We start from the raw sequence: 18,357 nt of genomic DNA on the forward strand, positions 1-18,357 counted from the left end.
TCATTGACGGCAAATGGCGCGAAACTTATGTCCTTCGCAGCAGGGCATCCCTGTTTCCGTGAGTATGGGCCCGGGTACAGGAACTTTTTGTGCTCGGGCCCAAATTGAAAGACCAGAAAATGCGTAAGTTCATGTTGTTGGGGCTGCTGGGATTGGCAACTTGCGGCGAGTATGCCACGTCTCGGCCTTTGGCTGTGGATGGCACGAGAAATGCCAATTTCGGACAAGATGAGATCGAATGCCGGGCCTTGGCCGCGAACTACAACCCGCAAAAGCAGGCGGGTGCGATCGGGGGAGGGGCCGTGTCGGGCGCCTTGATCGGTGGATTGACCTCGGCCAGCGGTGAAAGCACCGAAGGTGCTCTCGCGGGGGCCGCAATCGGCGGTCTGCTTGGGGCGGCCGAGGGAAGCTATTACGAAGACGAAGCGCGCCGTCATGTTTTGATCAACTGCATGCAGGGCCGTGGGCACCGGGTCATCGGCTGATCAGGTCGGGCGCTCTGAAAACCACTTACCTCGGTCAGAGCGCCCGATTGTCTTATCCGTAATGGGTCACCGGCGTGCCTGCGATGGCGGCCATGTTGAGCAATCCCCGCGCGGTGATCGACGGCGACACGATATGGGCCCTGTTGCCCATGCCCATCAGGATCGGGCCGACTTCGATTCCGTCTGCTTTCATTTTTAGGATGTTGCGCACACCGCTCGCGGCATCCGCGTGGGCAAAGATCAGAACATTGGCTGCGCCTTTCAGGCGCGAGTTCGGGAAGATACGCTGCCGCAGCTCGGGATCCAAAGCAGTGTCCAGGTTCATTTCGCCCTCGTACATAAAGTCCCGCGGTTCGGCGTCCAGCAGCGCGATGGCATCGCGCAGGCGCTTGCCCGACCCCTCGGCCTGATTGCCGAATTGGGATTGCGAGCAGAACGCGATCTTGGGCTCAACACCGAAACGGCGGGCGTGACGGGCGGCGCCAATGGTGATCTCGGCCAGTTCCTCGGGGGTGGGCAGCTGGCGCACGTGAGTGTCGGCAATGAACAGAGGTCCATCTTCCAGGATCATCAGCGACAGCGCACCATGCGGATGCAGATCGCCATTGCCCAACACCTGCTCGACATAGTTCAGATGCCAGCGGTATTCGCCAAAGGTGCCGCAGATCAGGCTGTCGGCATCGCCCCTGTGCACCATGATCGCACCAATGGCGGTTGAATTCGTGCGCATGATCGCCTTGGCCAAATCGGGCGAGACGCCGCGCCGTTGCATCAACGCGTGATACGAATTCCAGTATTCATAATACCGCGGATCGTTTTCCGGGTTCACGATCTGGAAATCCTGCCCGGGACGTACGGACAGCCCAAGGCGCTCGCAACGGGCTTCGATGACCTCGGGGCGGCCGATCAAAATCGGGGTTTCGGTGGTCTCTTCCAAGATCGCTTGGGCCGCGCGCAGGACCCGCTCGTCTTCGCCTTCGGAAAATACGATCCGTCGGGATGCGGCGCTTGCTGCTTCGAACACTGGCCGCATAAGAAGAGCAGATTTGAAAACCGTTTGATTAAGTTGCTCTTTGTAGGCTTCAAGATCCTCGATGGGCCGCTTTGCCACGCCGCTTTCCATTGCGGCTTTTGCAACTGACGAAGAAACAACGCCCACCAAACGCGGGTCAAAGGGCTTTGGAATCAGATAATCCGCGCCAAAGGTCAGTTGTTCCCCCTTATAGGCGGCTGCGGCCTCGGCGCTGGTGGTGGCGCGGGCCAGCTCGGCGATGCCGTCGACACAGGCGATCTGCATTTCGTCGTTGATCTCGGTCGCGCCCACATCCAGCGCGCCGCGGAAGATGAAGGGGAAGCAAAGGACGTTGTTGACTTGATTGGGAAAATCGCTGCGACCGGTGGCGATGATTGCGTCGGGGGCAACGTCGCGTGCAGCATCCGGCAGGATCTCGGGCGTTGGGTTGGCCAGGGCAAAGATGATCGGCCGCTTCGCCATCTTCTTGACCATCTCAGGCTTGAGGACATTGGGGCCAGACAGCCCAAGGAACAGATCGGCCCCGTCAATCACATCATCCAGCGTGCGCAGGTCCGAGGCTTGCGCAAAAGCCGCCTTGTGCGGGTTCATGTCTTCGGCTCGACCCTCATAGACCAGCCCATGGATGTCGCACAGCCAGACGTTTTCGCGTTTCACGCCGAGTTTCAGCAGCATGTTGAGGCAGGCGATGCCAGCGGCACCGCCCCCGGTCGAAACGATCTTGATGTCCTCGAACCGCTTACCCGCCACATGCAGCGCGTTCTTGGCTGCTGCGCCAACAACGATCGCCGTGCCGTGCTGGTCATCGTGAAACACCGGGATGTTCATCCGCTCGCGGCAGATTTTTTCCACGATGAAGCAGTCGGGCGCCTTGATGTCTTCGAGGTTGATGGCGCCAAAGGTTGGCCCAAGCGCGCAGACGATTTCAGCCAGCTTTTCGGGGTCGCTTTCGTCCACCTCGATGTCGAAGCAGTCGATGTTGGCGAACTTCTTGAACAGGACGGCCTTGCCCTCCATCACGGGTTTTGAGGCCAGCGCGCCAATGTTGCCCAACCCCAGAACCGCCGTCCCGTTCGACACAACTGCCACCAGGTTTCCGCGCGCGGTGTAACGGGACGCCGTTGCCGGATCTTCCTTGATCTCGATACAGGCCTCGGCCACGCCCGGCGAATAGGCGCGCGACAGGTCGCGACCATTGGCCATCGGTTTCGTTGCCTTGATTTCAAGCTTTCCGGGTTTGGGAAACTCGTGATAGTCCAGTGCGGCCTGCCGCTGGCTCTGGTTTTCGGACATATGAAACACTCCTCCGGAAATTTAGTTTAGCGTTAAACTATTTTTGACGTCGGGGAAACCCTGTCAGGCCGCAGGCAAGGCGGAAATCCTGTCGCAGGCGACTTCTTGCAAATCCGTCTACCCGGCGGCACTGTCCGCGCCAGAGGAGAGAGAGCCGATGCCCGACACAATAGCCGAAATGCGCTTGCCGACCAAAGAATTGCGCGATGACATTCCGTTTTTTACCAAAACCTTGGGGATGCGGATGGAGTCCATCTATCCTGCGGACGACCCGCGCACAGCAGTGTTTTCTGGGCATGGGCTACGCCTGCGCGTGGAAAAGGACGCCACCGAAGCGCCCGGAACGATCCGAATCCTGACCGACGCGCCCGATGAGTTTGCAGGTGGTGATCGCCGTTTGGTCGCCCCCAACGGCACAGTGATCGAGATCGAAGACCGCAACCCACCGATGGTGATGCCGGAAACGGTGCACTCTTTTGTTGTGCGCCGCCTCAAGGATCAGGCGCCCTGGATCATCGGGCGCGCAGGCATGCATTATCGTGATCTGGTGCCGGATCGTTTGGGTGGCTCGATCATCGCCAGCCACATCCGCATACCTGATGGCGGGCCGGTGCCGGACATGGTGCATTTCCACAAGGTGGGCTTTCAACTGATCTTTTGCATCCACGGCTGGGTTGATGTCGTTTACGAGGATCAGGGCGACAAGATGCGCCTGACTGCCGGGGATTGCTTCATTCAGCCGCCCGAGATTCGCCATCGCGTGCTCGAAGCGAGCGACAATGTGCAAGTCATCGAGATTGGCGTTCCGGCCGAGCATGTGACCGAGATCGATCACGAGATGGAGCTGCCAACACCGCATTACCGCCCCGACCGCGAATGGGATGGGCAGCGCTTTGTCTATAACCGGGCCGACGGCGCGGAATGGATGCCATTCCGCCTGCCGGGCTTCATTTGCAGGGACACGACGATTGCCGAAAACACCAAGGGCGTGGCGGGTGTGCAGGTCGTGCGCCGGGGCGAGGGCGCGCCGCAATGGGCCAGCCATGATACGGACATCCACTTTACCTTTGTGATGAACGGCACTCTGACGCTCGAGGGGGAGGGCCGCGATCCCTTTGCTCTGGAGCAAGGTGACGCCTTTGTCATCCCGCCCGGCATGAACACCCGCCTGTCCGACCCCAGCGATGATGTCGAGCTGCTCGAAGTGACCTTGCCCGGCACGTTCAAGACAACACTGTCCTGACCCCTTCTTCTTGCTAAAAATATCCCAGGGGAGGGCCCGCAGGGACCGGGGGCAGAGCCCCCGCCGCCATTGGTGAAAGTCTAAAAACCTTCCCCCGAGTGACCTCTTCACCTCTGCGGTCAATTCGGATTATGGTGGCGTACTCTGACCAATTGATCAAAATTTGGGGAATCGCCATGAGCTTGAAGGATGCTGCAGAACAGGTGCGCGAAAAGGCCTATGCGCCTTATTCAAGGTTCAAGGTGGGCGCAGCAATTCTAGGACAGAACGGCCAGATCTATTCGGGTTGCAACGTCGAAAACGTGGCCTATCCCGAAGGCACCTGCGCCGAGGCAGGCGCAATTGCGGCCATGGTCGCTGCAGGCGAAACGCGCCTGACCGAAGTTTATGTGGTCGCGGATAGCCCGTTCCCGGTGCCGCCCTGTGGTGGCTGCCGTCAGAAGCTGTCCGAGTTTGGGTCGCCGGATGTTGTGGTGACCATGGCTTCTCAGGACGGCTTCGAAAAGTCCATGACGATCGGAGAGCTCTTGCCCGGTGCCTTTGGAACCGAGCACATGGAGGGCAACTGACTTGATGGACGCCCGCTCGATCATTGCGAAACTGCGTCGCCACGATGTGCCTGATGCGGCGGAACTCAGGTGGTTTGCCCAAGGTTTGGCGGACGGCGGTGTCAGCGATGCGCAGGCCGGGGCTTTTGCCATGGCCGTCTGCATGGGCGCGCTTGGGGCTGACGGACGCGCGGCGCTGACGCTTGCGATGCGCGACAGTGGCGATGTGCTGAGCTGGGATCTGGACGGACCGGTGATCGACAAGCATTCGACCGGCGGGGTGGGCGATTGCGTCTCGCTGATGCTGGCGCCCGCGCTGGCGGAATGTGGGACCTTTGTGCCGATGATCTCGGGGCGTGGTTTGGGCCACACCGGCGGTACCCTCGACAAGATGGAGGCGATCCCCGGCGTCACCACGCAAGTGGGACAAGACAGGCTGGCCGACATCGTGGGCGATGTGGGCGCCGCCATCGTCGGCGCCACGGCGCAGATCGCGCCGGCGGATAAGCGGCTTTATGCGATCCGCGACGTAACTGCGACTGTGGAAAGCCTCGATCTGATCACCGCCTCGATCCTGTCCAAGAAACTTGCCGCCAGCCCCGATGCGCTGGTGTTGGACGTCAAGGTGGGCAGCGGTGCTTTCATGAAAACGCCCGACGAGGCGCGGGCGCTGGCCACGGCACTTGCCGACACCGCCAATGCGGCTGGATGCCGGACCTCTGCCGTGATCACCGACATGAACCAACCGCTGGCACGTTCCCTGGGCAACGCGCTCGAGGTGGCCGAGATCATGCGTGCGCTGACCAGCGGCGAGGTGAGCCTGCTGTCCGAGCTTTCGTCGGCCTTGGGCGGCGTTCTGCTGAAGGATGCAGGTTTGGCTGCAACAGTTGAAGAAGGCACCGCCAAGATCGCCGAAATCATCCGCGACGGGCGCGCAGCCGATCGGTTCGGACGCATGATCGCCAGCGTTGGCGGCCCGGTGCAATTCGTCGAAAACTGGGCGCGTTTCCTGCCTGAGGCGAATGTGATCCAAGAGGTCACGGCCCGCGAAACCGGCTATGTTGCGGCCATCGATGGCGAGGCCCTGGGGCTGGCGGTTGTGGCTTTGGGCGGCGGACGGCAAGTCGAAAGTGACGAGATTGATCCAGCGGTTGGCCTGTCCGCCGTCGTGCGTCTGGGGGTCAAGGTCGGCAAGGGCGAGCCCTTGGCTGTGATCCACGCCAGCCGCGAGGATGCGGCGCGTCAGGCCGAGACCGCGCTGCGCCAGGCCATCACCCTCAGCGACACGGCCCCTGATGTGCCGCCCCTGATCCATGAAAGGATCGGTGCATGACACGGGCCTTTCTTGTGGTGATGGATTCGGTGGGCATCGGCGGCGCGCCGGATGCTGATCGGTTCTTTAACGGCGATGTGCCGGACACGGGTGCAAATACAGTTGCGCATATCGCGCAGGCTTGCGCCGCAGGGCAGGCGGAAAAGGGGCGCAGCGGGCCGTTGCACCTGCCCAATCTTGATCGATTGGGATTGAGCGCGGCGACCCAAATGGCATCAGGTGACAACACTCCTGGGTTAGACGGAATTCCACACGGCCTTTGGGGCTGTGCCCGCGAACACAGCCTGGGCAAAGACACGCCGTCTGGCCACTGGGAACTGGCAGGTCTGCCTGTGCCCTGGGACTGGCACTATTTCCCCGACACGCAGCCTGCGTTTCCCGCCGAAATCTCGCACGCTGCGGCGCAAGCCGCCGGAACCGGTGGCATCCTGGGCGACTGTCACGCCAGCGGCACGGTCATCATCGACCAGCATGGCGCGGAACACATGCGCAGCGGCTGGCCGATCTGCTACACCTCGGCCGACAGCGTCTTTCAGATCGCCGCGCATGAGGAAACATTCGGTCTCGACCGCCTGCTCCAGCTTTGCGCTGATGTGGCCCCGCTGCTGCATGAAATGAAAGTGGGCCGTGTCATCGCGCGGCCCTTTGTCGGCACGCCTGAGAAGGGTTTCACCCGCACCACCAACCGCAAGGATTATGCCATCGCACCACCTGCGCCCGTCCTGACCAATTGGGTTCAGGATGCGGGGCGCAAGGTTCACGCCATTGGCAAGATAGGCGATATCTTCACCATGCAGGGCATCGACACTCTGACCAAAGGCTCGGATGCCGAGCTGATGCAGGCTCTGACAGACAAAATCGAGACCGCCGAAGATGGCAGCCTCACGTTTGCCAATTTCGTCGAGTTCGACAGCCTCTATGGTCACCGCCGCGATATCAGCGGATATGCCCGCGCGTTGGAATGGTTTGATGCACAGATCGGGGCACTCCTGCCAAAACTGCGCGACGGTGACATGCTGGTGCTGACCGCGGATCACGGCAATGACCCCAGCTGGACTGGCACCGATCACACACGCGAACAAGTGCCGGTGCTGATCGCCGGGCTTGGCAGTGGCCGCATTGGGCAAATCAACTTTGCCGACGTTGCCGCCAGCATTGCCCACCACCTCAATATCCCGGCGCAAGGACCGGGGCGGAGTTTCCTATGACGGTCGCTGACCTGCCCAAGATCGAACTGCATCTGCACCACGAAGGGGCCGCGCCGCCCGCCTTCATCCGGCAGCTTGCACATGAAAAGAAGATGGACCTGAGCGGCATCTTCAAGCCGGACGGCTCTTATGATTTTCGCGATTTCGCTCATTTCCTGAGCGTCTATGAAGCGGCCAGTGAGGTGCTGACCGGACCCGAAGAGTTCCGCCGCCTGACACTGGCCATTTTGGAAGAGAGCGCCGCAAACGGTGTGGTCTATTCGGAAACCTTCCTAAGCCCCGATTTCTGCGGCGGCGGCGATGTGGCCGCCTGGCGCGACTATCTGGCAGCCATTCAGGACGCGGCGAATGAGGCTGAGGCCAAACTGGGCATCACCCTGCGCGGCGTCGTCACATGCGTGCGCCATTTCGGATCGGAAAAGGCCAAAGCCTCGGCCATTTGCGCGGCCGAAACAGCGGGTGACTGGATCGTGGGCTTTGGCATGGGCGGCAACGAAGGCGTGGGCCGTCAGGGCGATTTCGCCTGGAGCTTTGACTGTGCCCGCGAGGCCGGGCTGCGCCTGACCACCCACGCGGGCGAGTTTGGCGGGCCCGAAAGCGTGCGGGACGCGGTGCGCGATCTGCAGGTTGAACGCGTGGGCCACGGCGTGCGCGCCATCGAAAGCGCCGATCTGGTGCACGAGCTGCAAGATCGCGGCACGGTGCTCGAGGTTTGCCCGGGGTCGAACGTGGTTCTGGGGCTGTATCCCAATTTCGCGGCGCACCCGATTGCGCGCCTGCGCGACGCCGGTGTCAAAGTGACCGTCTCAACCGATGACCCGCCCTTTTTCCACACGACGATGCGCCGCGAATATGAGATGCTGGCGCAGGCCTTTGACTGGAGCGAACAGGATTTCGCCGACCTCAACGCCACGGCGCTTGAGGCGGCATTCTGCGATGAAGACACCCGCGCGCGGGTCAAGAAACGATTGGAGATGACATGAGCGACCACCTGACCGTTGTCGATCACCCGTTGGTGCAGCACAAACTCACGCTGATGCGGGACAAGGGCACCTCGACCGCTGTGTTCCGGCAGCTGTTGCGCGAGATCACACAGCTTCTGGCCTATGAGATCACGCGCGAGATGCCGCTGACCACTCGGTCCATCGAAACACCGATGGAAGAGATGGACGCGCCTATTCTGGCGGGCAAGAAGATGGCGTTGGTGTCGATCCTGCGCGCGGGCAACGGCATGCTTGATGGTGTGCTGGAACTGGTGCCCTCGGCGCGTGTTGGCTTTGTTGGCCTCTACCGGGACGAAGAGACGCTCAAGCCGGTGCAGTATTATTTCAAGGCCCCTGAAGGTCTGAAAGATCGCCTTGTGATTGCAGTGGACCCGATGCTCGCCACCGGCAACAGCTCGGCAGCGGCGATTGATCTGCTCAAGGATGCAGGTGCCACCGACATCCGTTTCCTGTGCCTGCTCGCCGCCCCCGAAGGGGTCGCCCGAATGAAGGAAGCGCACCCCGATGTGCCCATCGTCACCGCCTCGCTCGATCGTGAACTGAACGAAAAAGGTTATATCATGCCGGGACTTGGCGACGCCGGCGACCGGATGTTCGGGACGAAATAAGGCGAATCAGAGGCAACTGAGTCCTTTACTCAAGAGCTGATTTATAGCATCCTGCCTCCACATCTTGTGGGGGCAGTCATGAGAATTACAAGAGTTATTGCAGTAACCATAATGGCCGCAACGGTCGGCTTAACGAGTTTGAACGCCCAAACTCTGCGGAAATCGTCGCCTCCGGCGGAATTTCCACCTGCGTCCTACAAAGGCAAGCAATATGTTGACAGCCGCGGGTGTATCTACATCCGCGCGGGGATCGACGGCAATGTGACTTGGGTTCCGCGTGTTTCGCGCGACCGTCGCCAGGTCTGCGGTTACAAGCCTACGGCCGTAGCCGGAGCAACGGCGCGCCCAACTCAGGCACCAAAGCCCAAGCTGATCACCATCGAACCGACTGCCCCGACCGCTACTGCCACAGCGACGGCAACTGCTGCACCTAAGCCCAAGACGCAGACCAGAACACAAACCAAACCGAGCCCAGGGCCCGAACCAACGGTGGTATCAACCTCGAAACCGGCGGCTCCAGCCGCTCCGACTGTGCGCACCACCACGCGGAAACCTACGGTGCGGACCACGACGCGCACGACCACGGCGCGGCCAACCGTCACGACGCGTCCAGCCACAGCCGTTGCGCCCAAACCTACGACGGCCACCACGACGGCGGCCCCCGTTGTTGCACCGCGTCGCACCGCTCCGGCAGCGAAAACGGGTGGTGGGTGCTCGAACGCATCGGCGTTCAGCCAGCAATTCATCAACAAGAACGGCGTACGCTGCGGACCGCAGACGGAATCTCCGATCACCTATGGATCGGGTCGCAAATCGTCGAGCTTGGACACAACGCCCACTGGCGCTGTTCCTGTGGCGCAGGTGTCCCTGAACACACGTGTCGCGCCGCGGCATGTTTATGACAACCGCCAGAACACCCAGAACGTCCAGGTGCCCAAGGGTTTTCGCCCGGTCTGGAAAGACGATCGTTTGAACCCGTTTCGTGCCGAACGTACCCTGCGTCCCGCCATCACCGTGAGCCGATTTGAACCACCAACCGGATTTCGTGCTGTCGAGCGTGAAGATGATCGTCTGAACCCCCATCGGGGCATGCGCACCGCTGAGGGGGACGCGCAGTCTGATGCGATTTGGCAGCGGACAATTCCCCGTACCCTGCGTCGTGTACCAACCGATGCGCAGATCGTCACGGTTCCCAAGAACAACACCACCTACACAAACCTGGCCAACCGACCGAACCGCCTGACTTTCTCGACGCGCTCGGGTCCGACTGCACCGGTTGAGGCGCGGTACGTGCGGGTCGCAGCTTATCAGAACGATGCGGCCGCTCGTCAGGCAGCCAAGTCCCTTTCGGGAACCGGGCTGCCCATGAACGTGGGCACCGTGCGCCGTGGTTCGGGCACATACAAGGTGGTTTTGGTTGGCCCCTTCAGCTCGCAAGCACAGGCAACGTCGGCCCTGACACAGGTGCGCGGCGCCGGGTTTTCAGGTGCGCGTCTGACAAAGTGATCATGGCAGGTCAGGGCAGTTAATGCGGCGGGGCTACTCGCCGCAAATACTTTGCAGCAGCACCCAATCCCGATCTGGTAAAACCGGCTCTAGGGTGCGCCCAGCCATGGGATCGGCTTCGATCAATCCCAGGACGGTTTCCCCAGTGACATCCAACGCATAGGCATAGGGGGATGAGGGGATCGCTGCTTGGGCGAATAGCGCCAGTGTGGTGTCTTCCTCTAGAGCATGCCGGGGAGCAGCGAGGGCATGTTCGGCGTACCGGTCCAGAATGCCGGGCGTGATTTCACCCGTGGTCAGCAGGCGGAAGGACGGCCAGGCGCCTGCGAAATCCAGAACCTCATCCAGCGGGTCCATCTGTTCGGCGCGGGCGCGTTCAGCAAGGACAAAACCGGCTGCGACGGCGGGGTCTTCGTGATCCTCAATCAGGGCCCGGTTGAGCAGAACGATGCCCCCTGGCAAGTGCAAGCTGTCGGCCACGCCTGCAGGAACCACCGCCAGTCGATCAACGCCGGTTCGGGCGGCCAGTTTACGCAGGATTGGGTCGGCATCGGGGTTCGAACACTCCTGACCACCCACGCGTTCGATCCGGTCCAGCAGGGCGCGCCCGATCTCTTGGCGTTTGATGTCGGGCACAACACTGACCGTGTGCCGTTTCATGGCGCCCGGCAACCAGAACACCAACACCGCGGCGAGTGCCGCGCCCCCCCCCAGAATGGTCGCCAGCCTCAGACGTCCGGGATGCGGACGCGCGCGGTCGATGGCGCGTTGCAGCCGTTCGATGGCCTCGATCATCGTGGTCTCACCCTCGGCCAATTCCAGCGTCTCGCCGGGGTCACCGTCGGGGTGGTAGATTGCCGGAAACGCGCCGGGGTTCTGGCGCACAAGAGCGGCCAGCGACCAATGGGTCAGGGCGCTGTCGTTGAAATCGGCAATGGTTAGCGTGGCCTCGCCTATCGAAACAACCACCTCGCGGCGCTGCTCTTCGGCGGTGGGGCGCCACAGACCGGTCGCCTCGATCCGTTCATATTGCTTGAGAGCGGTCATTCGTGCTGGATCTGCTCGTGTTGTCTTTTGCCCTAATCTAGCATGTCCGATTGGCGCGCCGCAAACGGCTTGCAGAGTTTTTCCTTCCCGAGGCTGTCGGAAACGGGCTGTCGAGTCGCCGATGGACTTGCCAAGGCACGCGAAACCACCGAACAAGAGCCATGCAGGCGGACATCAAGAACTCTCCAGTAGCGGCCGCAGCCTTTATGGTGGCAGCCATGGCCCTGATCGGGGTCATCGACAATTTCATCGTGCGCTTGGCCGAAACCATCGGTTTGTGGCAGTTCCACGTTGTGCGCTCGGCGATGATGCTGCCCATCGTGTTCCTGATGTCGGTTATCGGGTTGGGGCAGTTTGGACCGCAACGCCTGTGGGCGGTTGTCGTGCGCAGCCTGCTGATTGCTACAGCGATGTTGTTTTACTTCAGCGCCCTGGCCCTGATGCCGATTGCGCAGGCTCTGGCGGGGCTCTTTACCTCTCCGATCTTCATCCTGTTGATCACGGGGCTTGGCATGGGGCAGCGCATTGGTCCCTGGCGCGTGATGGCCGTGGCGCTTGGGTTCACGGGCATTCTGTTTGTGCTGCAACCCGATCCTCAAGATTTCGATTGGAAGATCTTGATCCCGGTTGTTGGCGGGTTCTTTTATGCGCTTGCGGCTATTGCCACGCGCAGTCTGTGCGGCGGCGAAAGTACCGTTGCGCTGCTTGGGGGCATGACCATTGCGCTTGGCCTTATGGGGGTAACCGGGGTCACGGTGCTGCACTTTTTTCCGATGGATAGCGTCGCGGGGCCCGCAGGGTTTGTCACGCGCGGTTGGGTCTGGCCGATGCACGAGGCCTGGATTTGGGTGGTGGTGCAGGCGGTCGGTTCGGCCACGGCGGTGTTCATGCTGATCAAGGCGTATCAATTGGGCGAGCCGTCCTATGTGGCCGTCTTTGAATATTCGGTGATGATCTTTGGACCGGTCTTTGCCTGGGCCGTGCTGGGGCAGGGTTTGGGCCTGTGGCAGATCGCAGGGATCGGGTTGATCGCCTTTGCGGGCAGTATAATCGCCCTTCGTTCAAAGGCTTGAGGGTTTTTCCCGGGCCACGACGTGCTATGCCTGTGCCATGATCATCTCGCCCGGGCGCCGCTACATCTTTGTTCACGTCCCCAAAACCGGCGGAACGTCCCTGTCCCTGGCGCTGGAGGCGCGTGCCAAAAAGGACGACATCCTGCTGGGGGACACTCCAAAGGCCCTGCGCCGCAGGCAACGCGCCAAGGCTTTGGCGGAGCAAGCCAGGGGGCGGCTGTGGAAACATGCGACGCTGGCGGATATCGAAGGGGTTTTGCCCGAAGCCGAGCTGGACAAGATGTTCGTCTTTACCCTTGTGCGCAATCCATGGGATCGGGCCGTGAGCTATTATCACTGGCTGCGCGAGCAAAGTTTCGATCATCCGGCGGTCGAGTTGGCCAAGGGCCTGGCATTCAAACCGTTTCTTCTGCATCCCAAAACCGAGGTTGGCTTTCGCACCATGCCCGCAGCCGCCTACGTCCGGCGCTCGGACGGACGCGAACAATGTCACGCCTTTGTTCGGATGGAGCATTTGGCTCAGGATCTGAAACCGGTCGAGGACCATTTGGGGTTTCCGTTGGAACTGCCGCACATCAACCGATCCCGTCGCGGCGCAGATTATCGGGCCTATTTCGATGACGAATCGACAGAGGCAGTTCAGGAGATGTGCGCCCCTGACATTCAACGCTTTGACTACAGGTTCGACGGGTAATGGGTCTTTGTTGAAAATTTGAGGTCAATGGCACCTAACTCCCCCCCTATTGTCGCAAATGGTCAGGGGAATGCCACATTCTTGCCCTTGTTCCGACCCGACAGCGGCATTCGAATCGGGCGTAATGATCCGACATCATAGTTAATCCGGCATGCTTGTGACTGCTGCTGCCACATACAAGGAATGGGCTTGTGTTCGGATGGAAAGAAAAACGGGGTCGGGGGACCCCGCGTATGGCCGAAACCAGCGCTGCGCTGGACGGTTTGCTGATCACCGGTCAGGCCGGGTTTCTCAAGGGCACGCATGTGGCCTCGAACCTGGGCTGGCGTGCGGTCGAGACCCTGTCCATCGGGGATCGGGTGCTGACCTTTGATCACGCGATGCAACCCATCGTGGATATTCAACGCGAAACGCTGCTCCTGCCCGAAGGGGACGTGGTCGGAACGCGCCGCCCCGTGCTGGTGCCGGATGGCGCATTGTTCAATAGGCGCGAGCTTTGGCTGATGCCGGATCAGGGGATGCTGATTGAATGTGATGCGGCTCAGGATGCGGTTGGCGATCCCTTTGCGGTGATCCCCGCGCGTATGCTGACGGGGCTGCGCGGCATCTCATTGGGTTATCCGGGTGACCAGATCGAAGTGACTACGATTGGATTCGCCAATGACGAGGTGATCTATGTCGAAGGCGGGATGTTGGCCCATTGCCCCAGCCCGCAGCCGCTCTATTCAGAAAATGATCGGCCGGTCCCCGGGATTTATGATGTGCTCAGCGGACCCGCGGCGCAATTCCTGGTGAACTGCATCATTGACGATGATGATGCGATGGCCGTGGCCTCAGACCCCACCGAATTGCCGGGTGGGTTCCATGACGGCCCGGTGCGTCCCAGTCGCCCGGTAAGGCCGGCTTGATCCCCGCTCTCTCGGGGGTTTGGAGTTTCGATACCCTCGGTCTCCAACATGAAACCGGCGCCCCTTGGGACGCCGGTTTCTTTTTCTTGTGATATCGATCAGGCCGCTTTGGCTTCGGGGTTGAAGCGGCCATAGAAAGTCTGGCCCTTTTCAGCCATCTCGCGCAGCAGTGGCGGGCAGGCAAAACGCTCGCCGTACTTCTCGGCTAGCTGGTCGCAACGCTCGGCCGCATAAGGCGCGCCGATGATGTCCAGCCAGCTCAGCGGGCCGCCGGACCAAGGCGCAAAGCCCCAGGCCAGGATCGCGCCTACATCGGCCTCTCGGATGTCTTCGACCACGCCCTCTTCCAGCGCGCGCACGGCTTCCAGAACCTGCGCGAACATCAGACGTTCCTGCACCTCGATCAGGTCGGGCTGTTCATCGGCCAGCGGGTATTTGTCGTGGATACCTTTCCAATACCCGGTGCGCTTGCCCTTTTCGTCATAGTCGAAATAGCCCGCGTTGGCCTTGCGACCCAGGCGACCTTCTTCTTCCATCCAGACGATCAGATCGTCGGCCTCGGACGCCGGGTATGCGTTGCCCATGGCGGCCTTGGTGGCCTTCATGATGCGCACGCCGAGATCGATCGAGGTCTCGTCGCCCAACTGCACCGGACCAACCGGGAAACCCAGCTGACGTGCCGCGTTGTCGATCAGTACGGGCGCCACGCCCTCGGTGATCATGCGGGTTGCTTCGTTGCCATAGGGGATGATGCAGCGGTTGCAGTAGAAGAAGCGCGCATCGTTGACCACGATCGGGGTCTTGCGGATCTGGCGCACATAATCCAGCGCCTTGGCGACCGCGCGATCCCCGGTTTCCTTGCCCTTGATGATCTCGACCAGCAGCATCTTCTCAACCGGCGAGAAGAAGTGGATGCCGATGAACTGCTCAGGACGCACGCTCGCCTTGGCCAGATCGGTGATCGGCAGGGTCGAGGTGTTCGAGGCAAAGATGCAATCCTCGGGGATGATCGCCTCGACCTTCTTGGTCATCTCGGCCTTGACGGCGGGGTCTTCGAACACGGCCTCGATGATCAGGTCACAACCTTTCAGCTGCTCCAGATCCGGGGTCGCGGTGATCAGACCCAGCATCGCGTCTTTCTTGTCCTGCGTGACCTTGCCGCGCTTCATGCCCTTGTCGAGGTAAACTTCGGTATAGGCCTTGCCCTTGTCGGCAGCCGCCTGGTCACGGTCGATCAGAACCACTTCCATACCGGCCTGCGCCGACACCAGCGCGATGCCTGCGCCCATCATGCCCGCACCCAGAACGCCCAGCTTCTTGACGCGCTGATCGGCAACATCCTTGGGTCGCACAGCACCTTTTTCCAGCGCTTCCTTGTTAAGGAAGAGCGAGCGGATCATGGCACCCGACGAGGGGTTCATCAAAACGGAAGTGAACCAGCGTGCTTCGATCTTCAGTGCGTTGTCAAAGTCGACCAGAAGGCCTTCATAAACCGCACTCAGCAAAGCTTTGGCAGCCGGGAAAGCACCTTGGGTCTTACCGTGCACCATTGCTGCGGCACCGACGAAGGTCGGGAAACCAGCAGGCGAATAAGGCGCGCCACCGGGGATCTTGTAGCCCTTGGCGTCCCACGGTTTGACGATGTCGGCGTCCTTGGCGTTCAACACCCATTCGCGCGCTACAGCCACCGGATCGGCGACAACCTCATCCACCAGACCTGCGCCTTTGGCTTTCTTGGCGTCCAGCATCTTGCCTTCGAGCAGCAAGGGCGAGGCACCCATCGCGCCCAGCTTGCGTGCCAGACGGGTGGTGCCGCCTGCACCGGGGAAGATACCGACCAGAATTTCCGGCAGGCCGTATTTCGCCTTGGGGTTTTCGCTCACAAAGATGCGGTGCGTCGCCAGCGGCAGTTCCAGACCGATGCCAGCAGCAGTGCCGGGCAGGGCCGAGGCAATCGGCTTGCCGCCCTTGTTGGTCTTTTTGTCCATGCCGGCGCGTTCGATTTTGCGCAGAAGGGCATGCATCTGCATGGTGCCCTCGAACAGGCCCTTTGCCGGATCGTCGCCAGCTTGCTCTTTCATCACGGCCAGCAGGTTCAGGTCCATGCCGCCCGCAAACGAGCCTTCTTTGCCCGAGGTCACGACGATGCCCTTGACCGCGTCGTCGGCCAGCGCGTCGTCGATGCAGGCGTTCAGCTCTTCGAGACCGGTGAACGACATCACGTTCATGGTCTTGCCGGGCACATCCCAGGTGATGGTTGCGACGCCGTCTGCGTCTTTGGTCAGTGTAAATTCAGCCATTTTCTTGTTCTCCAGACGCCGTTCTTACACGCGCTCGATGATGGTCGCTGCACCCATGCCGGATGCGATACACAGGGTTGCCAGACCGGTTTCCTTGTCCTGCCGCTCCAGCTCGTCCAACAGGGTGCCGATGATGATCGCACCGGTGGCCCCCAGCGGGTGACCCATGGCGATGGAGCCGCCGTTGACGTTCACCAGCTCGGGGTCGACATCAAACGCTTGCTGGAAGCGCATCACGACCGAGGCGAAGGCTTCGTTCACTTCGAACAGGTCAAAGTCGGAAATTGCCATGCCGTTGTCGGCCATGATCTTTTGCGTCACAGGAACCGGACCGGTCAGCATGATGGTCGGGTCAAGGCCGATCTTGGCGGTGGCCTTGATGCGCGCGCGGGGTTTCAGACCGTGCTTTTCACCAAATTCCTTGTTGCCGATCAGTACAGCGGCAGCCCCGTCCACGATGCCCGAGCTGTTGCCCGCGTGGTGAATGTGGTTGATCTTTTCCAGATGCGGGTATTTCAGCATGGCGATCTTGTCGAAGCCCGGCATCTGCTCGCCCATCATCTGGAACGCGGGGTTCAGGCTGCCCAAGGACTGCATGTCGGTGCCCGGACGCATGTATTCGTCGCGGTCCAGAATGGTCAGGCCGTTTTGATCCTTGACCGAGATCACGGACTTGTCGAACCGGCCTTCTTCCCACGCTTGTGCCGCGCGACGCTGCGATTCCATGGCCAGAGCATCAGCCTGATCGCGGCTGAACCCGTACTCGGTCGCGATGATGTCGGCCGAGATGCCCTGCGGCACGAAATAGCCGTCAATGGCGATCGACGGATCAACGGCAATCGCCGCGCCGTCGCTGCCCATGGGGACGCGGCCCATCATTTCAACACCACCAGCGATGTAACCGTCGCCCGCGCCGCCACGCACCTGGTTTGCGGCCAGGTTCACGGCTTCCATGCCGGAGGCGCAGAAGCGGTTGATCGACAGGCCGGGGATCGATTCATCCAGATCCGAGGCCAGAACAGCCGAGCGCGCCAGACAACCGCCCTGTTCCATCACCTGGGTGACATTGCCCCAGATCACGTCTTCGACGGCGTGGCCTTCAAGGTTGTTGCGCTCTTTGATCGCGTTCATGGTCAGCGCGGACAGGCGCAGGCTGGTCACCTCGTGCAGGCTGCCATCCTTGCGGCCCTTGCCACGCGGGGTGCGCAGGGCGTCATAGATATAGGCTTCGGTCATTTTTTTACTCTCCTCAAGCGCGGTCCGACGGATTGCCGGGCATCAGGTCATAGGGGTGTTTCCAGCCGGGCAGGGCGCTGATGCGGTCCAGCCAGGCGTTGATGTGGGGCCATTCGGCACGGTCAAAGCCGAAGGGTTCGGGATAATAGAGATAGCCGCAGCAGCTGAGATCGGCATTGGTCACACCGTCGCCGACAATCCAGTCGCGGCCATCCAAATGGTTGTTCAACAGCTCATAGGCACCACGCAGGCGGCCCTGGTTAAAGGCGATCACCTCGGCAGGGCGTTTGTCCTCGGGCAGGAAGTTCATCAGAAAGCGGGTGACACCGGCCATCGAGCTGAGCTTGTGGTTGTCCCAAAGCACCCAACGAAAGATCTCATAGTTCTCTTCGTGGGTCTTGCCGCCGAATTTCCCTGATTTCTCGGTGATATAGGCCTGGATGGCCCCCGATTGCCCGGTCTTGAACTCACCGTCCACCAGCACGGGCGCTTCGCCCAACTCGTTTACGTTCGCGCGGTACTCGGGCGTGCGGGTCTCGCCTTTGAAGAAATCGACAAACACCGGCTCCCACTGAAGGCCACTGAGTTGCAGCGCCAGCGCCGCTTTGTAAGAATTGCCGCTTTCTCCGAAGCAGTAGAGTTTCATTGTCATGGCCATGCCCCTCCCGTGGCGTTTGTGGCAGGTGTCGGATTTTCCGTATTTGGAACGAGAAGAAATATGGGTCCCCTTCTTCTCGCTAACCGGGCGTTAAGGTTAATGCGTGTCTATTGGGTGCGCGGTACAGGCTGCCGAGCCGATGACCGCACGAGGAGAAACCTCGCCGCCCCGCCTGCGTTC

The 18,357-nt window shown here is 61.0% G+C and carries 17 protein-coding genes; 11 read left to right on the forward strand and 6 right to left on the reverse strand.

The window, feature by feature from the left end:
• The first annotated feature begins 119 nt into the window (after positions 1-119).
• Entirely contained in the window at positions 120-485 is a 366-nt protein-coding gene (locus TRL7639_RS14770; protein ID WP_085796632.1) for a YMGG-like glycine zipper-containing protein, read from the forward strand.
• A 52-nt stretch (positions 486-537) separates the two neighbouring features.
• Here the strand turns inward: TRL7639_RS14770 and TRL7639_RS14775 are convergent, their stop codons facing one another.
• Positions 538-2,811 carry an NADP-dependent malic enzyme gene (locus TRL7639_RS14775; RefSeq protein WP_085796633.1) on the reverse strand — a complete coding sequence of 758 codons (2,274 nt, stop codon included), beginning with the start codon at positions 2,809-2,811 and terminating at the stop codon, positions 538-540.
• 157 nt (positions 2,812-2,968) lie between these two features.
• Between TRL7639_RS14775 and TRL7639_RS14780 the strand changes: the two genes are divergently transcribed.
• The 6 genes from TRL7639_RS14780 (at position 2,969) to upp (ending at position 8,755) form a co-directional block, all read left to right on the forward strand.
• Positions 2,969-4,054, forward strand: coding sequence for a cupin domain-containing protein (locus TRL7639_RS14780; protein WP_085796634.1), 1,086 nt, complete (start codon positions 2,969-2,971; stop codon positions 4,052-4,054).
• A gap of 176 nt (positions 4,055-4,230) precedes the next feature.
• Positions 4,231-4,623: a cytidine deaminase gene (locus TRL7639_RS14785; RefSeq protein ID WP_085796635.1), complete on the forward strand. Its 393-nt coding sequence runs from the start codon at positions 4,231-4,233 to the stop codon at positions 4,621-4,623.
• 4 nt (positions 4,624-4,627) lie between these two features.
• Entirely contained in the window at positions 4,628-5,935 is a 1,308-nt protein-coding gene (locus TRL7639_RS14790; protein ID WP_085796636.1) for a thymidine phosphorylase, read from the forward strand.
• Complete coding sequence (locus tag TRL7639_RS14795; protein WP_085796637.1) at positions 5,932-7,143, forward strand: phosphopentomutase; 1,212 nt, start codon at positions 5,932-5,934, stop codon at positions 7,141-7,143. The genes TRL7639_RS14790 and TRL7639_RS14795 overlap by 4 nt, the downstream gene beginning before the upstream one ends.
• Entirely contained in the window at positions 7,140-8,126 is a 987-nt protein-coding gene (locus TRL7639_RS14800; protein WP_085796638.1) for an adenosine deaminase, read from the forward strand. Before TRL7639_RS14795 ends, TRL7639_RS14800 begins: the two co-directional genes overlap by 4 nt.
• A complete protein-coding gene (gene upp / locus TRL7639_RS14805) occupies positions 8,123-8,755 on the forward strand; it encodes a uracil phosphoribosyltransferase (protein WP_085796639.1) in 633 nt (210 codons plus the stop codon). The genes TRL7639_RS14800 and upp overlap by 4 nt, the downstream gene beginning before the upstream one ends.
• A gap of 350 nt (positions 8,756-9,105) precedes the next feature.
• On the opposite strand, the gene TRL7639_RS23360 is transcribed toward upp, so the two are convergent.
• Positions 9,106-9,549: a hypothetical protein gene (locus tag TRL7639_RS23360; protein ID WP_235820392.1), complete on the reverse strand. Its 444-nt coding sequence runs from the start codon at positions 9,547-9,549 to the stop codon at positions 9,106-9,108.
• Between the two features lie 67 nt (positions 9,550-9,616).
• On the opposite strand from TRL7639_RS23360, the gene TRL7639_RS23365 reads away from it, so the two are divergent.
• Complete coding sequence (locus TRL7639_RS23365; RefSeq protein WP_235820393.1) at positions 9,617-10,261, forward strand: SPOR domain-containing protein; 645 nt, start codon at positions 9,617-9,619, stop codon at positions 10,259-10,261.
• A 33-nt stretch (positions 10,262-10,294) separates the two neighbouring features.
• Here TRL7639_RS23365 and TRL7639_RS14815 read toward each other — a convergent pair whose 3' ends face one another.
• Entirely contained in the window at positions 10,295-11,308 is a 1,014-nt protein-coding gene (locus tag TRL7639_RS14815) for a hypothetical protein (RefSeq protein WP_085796641.1), read from the reverse strand.
• 161 nt (positions 11,309-11,469) lie between these two features.
• Here TRL7639_RS14815 and TRL7639_RS14820 point away from each other — a divergent pair, with 161 nt between their 5' ends.
• From TRL7639_RS14820 to TRL7639_RS14830, 3 genes are all read left to right on the forward strand, one after another.
• A complete protein-coding gene (locus TRL7639_RS14820) occupies positions 11,470-12,381 on the forward strand; it encodes a DMT family transporter (RefSeq protein ID WP_085796642.1) in 912 nt (303 codons plus the stop codon).
• Positions 12,382-12,418: 37 nt separating this feature from the next.
• On the forward strand, positions 12,419-13,075 hold the full coding sequence (locus tag TRL7639_RS14825; RefSeq protein ID WP_085796643.1) for a sulfotransferase family 2 domain-containing protein: 657 nt from the start codon (positions 12,419-12,421) through the stop codon (positions 13,073-13,075).
• Between the two features lie 233 nt (positions 13,076-13,308).
• The gene (locus tag TRL7639_RS14830) at positions 13,309-13,983 is read left to right on the forward strand and encodes a Hint domain-containing protein (RefSeq protein WP_085796644.1); all 675 of its coding nucleotides are present in this window, start codon (positions 13,309-13,311) and stop codon (positions 13,981-13,983) included.
• A gap of 98 nt (positions 13,984-14,081) precedes the next feature.
• Here TRL7639_RS14830 and TRL7639_RS14835 read toward each other — a convergent pair whose 3' ends face one another.
• The 3 genes from TRL7639_RS14835 to TRL7639_RS14845 are packed head-to-tail and all read right to left on the reverse strand — an operon-like array spanning position 14,082 to position 18,171.
• Positions 14,082-16,283: a 3-hydroxyacyl-CoA dehydrogenase NAD-binding domain-containing protein gene (locus tag TRL7639_RS14835; RefSeq protein ID WP_085796645.1), complete on the reverse strand. Its 2,202-nt coding sequence runs from the start codon at positions 16,281-16,283 to the stop codon at positions 14,082-14,084.
• 24 nt (positions 16,284-16,307) lie between these two features.
• Entirely contained in the window at positions 16,308-17,519 is a 1,212-nt protein-coding gene (locus TRL7639_RS14840) for an acetyl-CoA C-acetyltransferase (protein ID WP_085796646.1), read from the reverse strand.
• A 13-nt stretch (positions 17,520-17,532) separates the two neighbouring features.
• Positions 17,533-18,171, reverse strand: a complete 639-nt coding sequence (locus TRL7639_RS14845) for a glutathione S-transferase family protein (RefSeq protein ID WP_085796916.1) — start codon at positions 18,169-18,171, stop codon at positions 17,533-17,535.
• Between the last annotated feature and the right edge of the window lie 186 nt (positions 18,172-18,357).

The sequence above is a fragment of the Falsiruegeria litorea R37 genome (assembly GCF_900172225.1).
Lineage (GTDB): Bacteria > Pseudomonadota > Alphaproteobacteria > Rhodobacterales > Rhodobacteraceae > Falsiruegeria > Falsiruegeria litorea.

What these genes read in the sequence shown, in the direction of transcription:
- TRL7639_RS14785 (WP_085796635.1), top strand. Translation starts at nt 4,231, where the DNA reads ATGAGCTTGAAGGATGCTGCAGAACAGGTGCGCGAAAAGGCCTATGCG.
- TRL7639_RS14790 (WP_085796636.1), top strand. Translation starts at nt 4,628, where the DNA reads ATGGACGCCCGCTCGATCATTGCGAAACTGCGTCGCCACGATGTGCCT.
- TRL7639_RS14800 (WP_085796638.1), top strand. Translation starts at nt 7,140, where the DNA reads ATGACGGTCGCTGACCTGCCCAAGATCGAACTGCATCTGCACCACGAA.
- TRL7639_RS14780 (WP_085796634.1), top strand. Translation starts at nt 2,969, where the DNA reads ATGCCCGACACAATAGCCGAAATGCGCTTGCCGACCAAAGAATTGCGC.
- TRL7639_RS14825 (WP_085796643.1), top strand. Translation starts at nt 12,419, where the DNA reads ATGATCATCTCGCCCGGGCGCCGCTACATCTTTGTTCACGTCCCCAAA.
- TRL7639_RS14815 (WP_085796641.1), bottom strand. Translation starts at nt 11,308, where the DNA reads ATGACCGCTCTCAAGCAATATGAACGGATCGAGGCGACCGGTCTGTGG.
- upp (WP_085796639.1), top strand. Translation starts at nt 8,123, where the DNA reads ATGAGCGACCACCTGACCGTTGTCGATCACCCGTTGGTGCAGCACAAA.
- TRL7639_RS14770 (WP_085796632.1), top strand. Translation starts at nt 120, where the DNA reads ATGCGTAAGTTCATGTTGTTGGGGCTGCTGGGATTGGCAACTTGCGGC.
- TRL7639_RS14845 (WP_085796916.1), bottom strand. Translation starts at nt 18,171, where the DNA reads ATGACAATGAAACTCTACTGCTTCGGAGAAAGCGGCAATTCTTACAAA.
- TRL7639_RS14820 (WP_085796642.1), top strand. Translation starts at nt 11,470, where the DNA reads ATGCAGGCGGACATCAAGAACTCTCCAGTAGCGGCCGCAGCCTTTATG.
- TRL7639_RS14795 (WP_085796637.1), top strand. Translation starts at nt 5,932, where the DNA reads ATGACACGGGCCTTTCTTGTGGTGATGGATTCGGTGGGCATCGGCGGC.
- TRL7639_RS14835 (WP_085796645.1), bottom strand. Translation starts at nt 16,283, where the DNA reads ATGGCTGAATTTACACTGACCAAAGACGCAGACGGCGTCGCAACCATC.
- TRL7639_RS14830 (WP_085796644.1), top strand. Translation starts at nt 13,309, where the DNA reads ATGGCCGAAACCAGCGCTGCGCTGGACGGTTTGCTGATCACCGGTCAG.
- TRL7639_RS14775 (WP_085796633.1), bottom strand. Translation starts at nt 2,811, where the DNA reads ATGTCCGAAAACCAGAGCCAGCGGCAGGCCGCACTGGACTATCACGAG.
- TRL7639_RS14840 (WP_085796646.1), bottom strand. Translation starts at nt 17,519, where the DNA reads ATGACCGAAGCCTATATCTATGACGCCCTGCGCACCCCGCGTGGCAAG.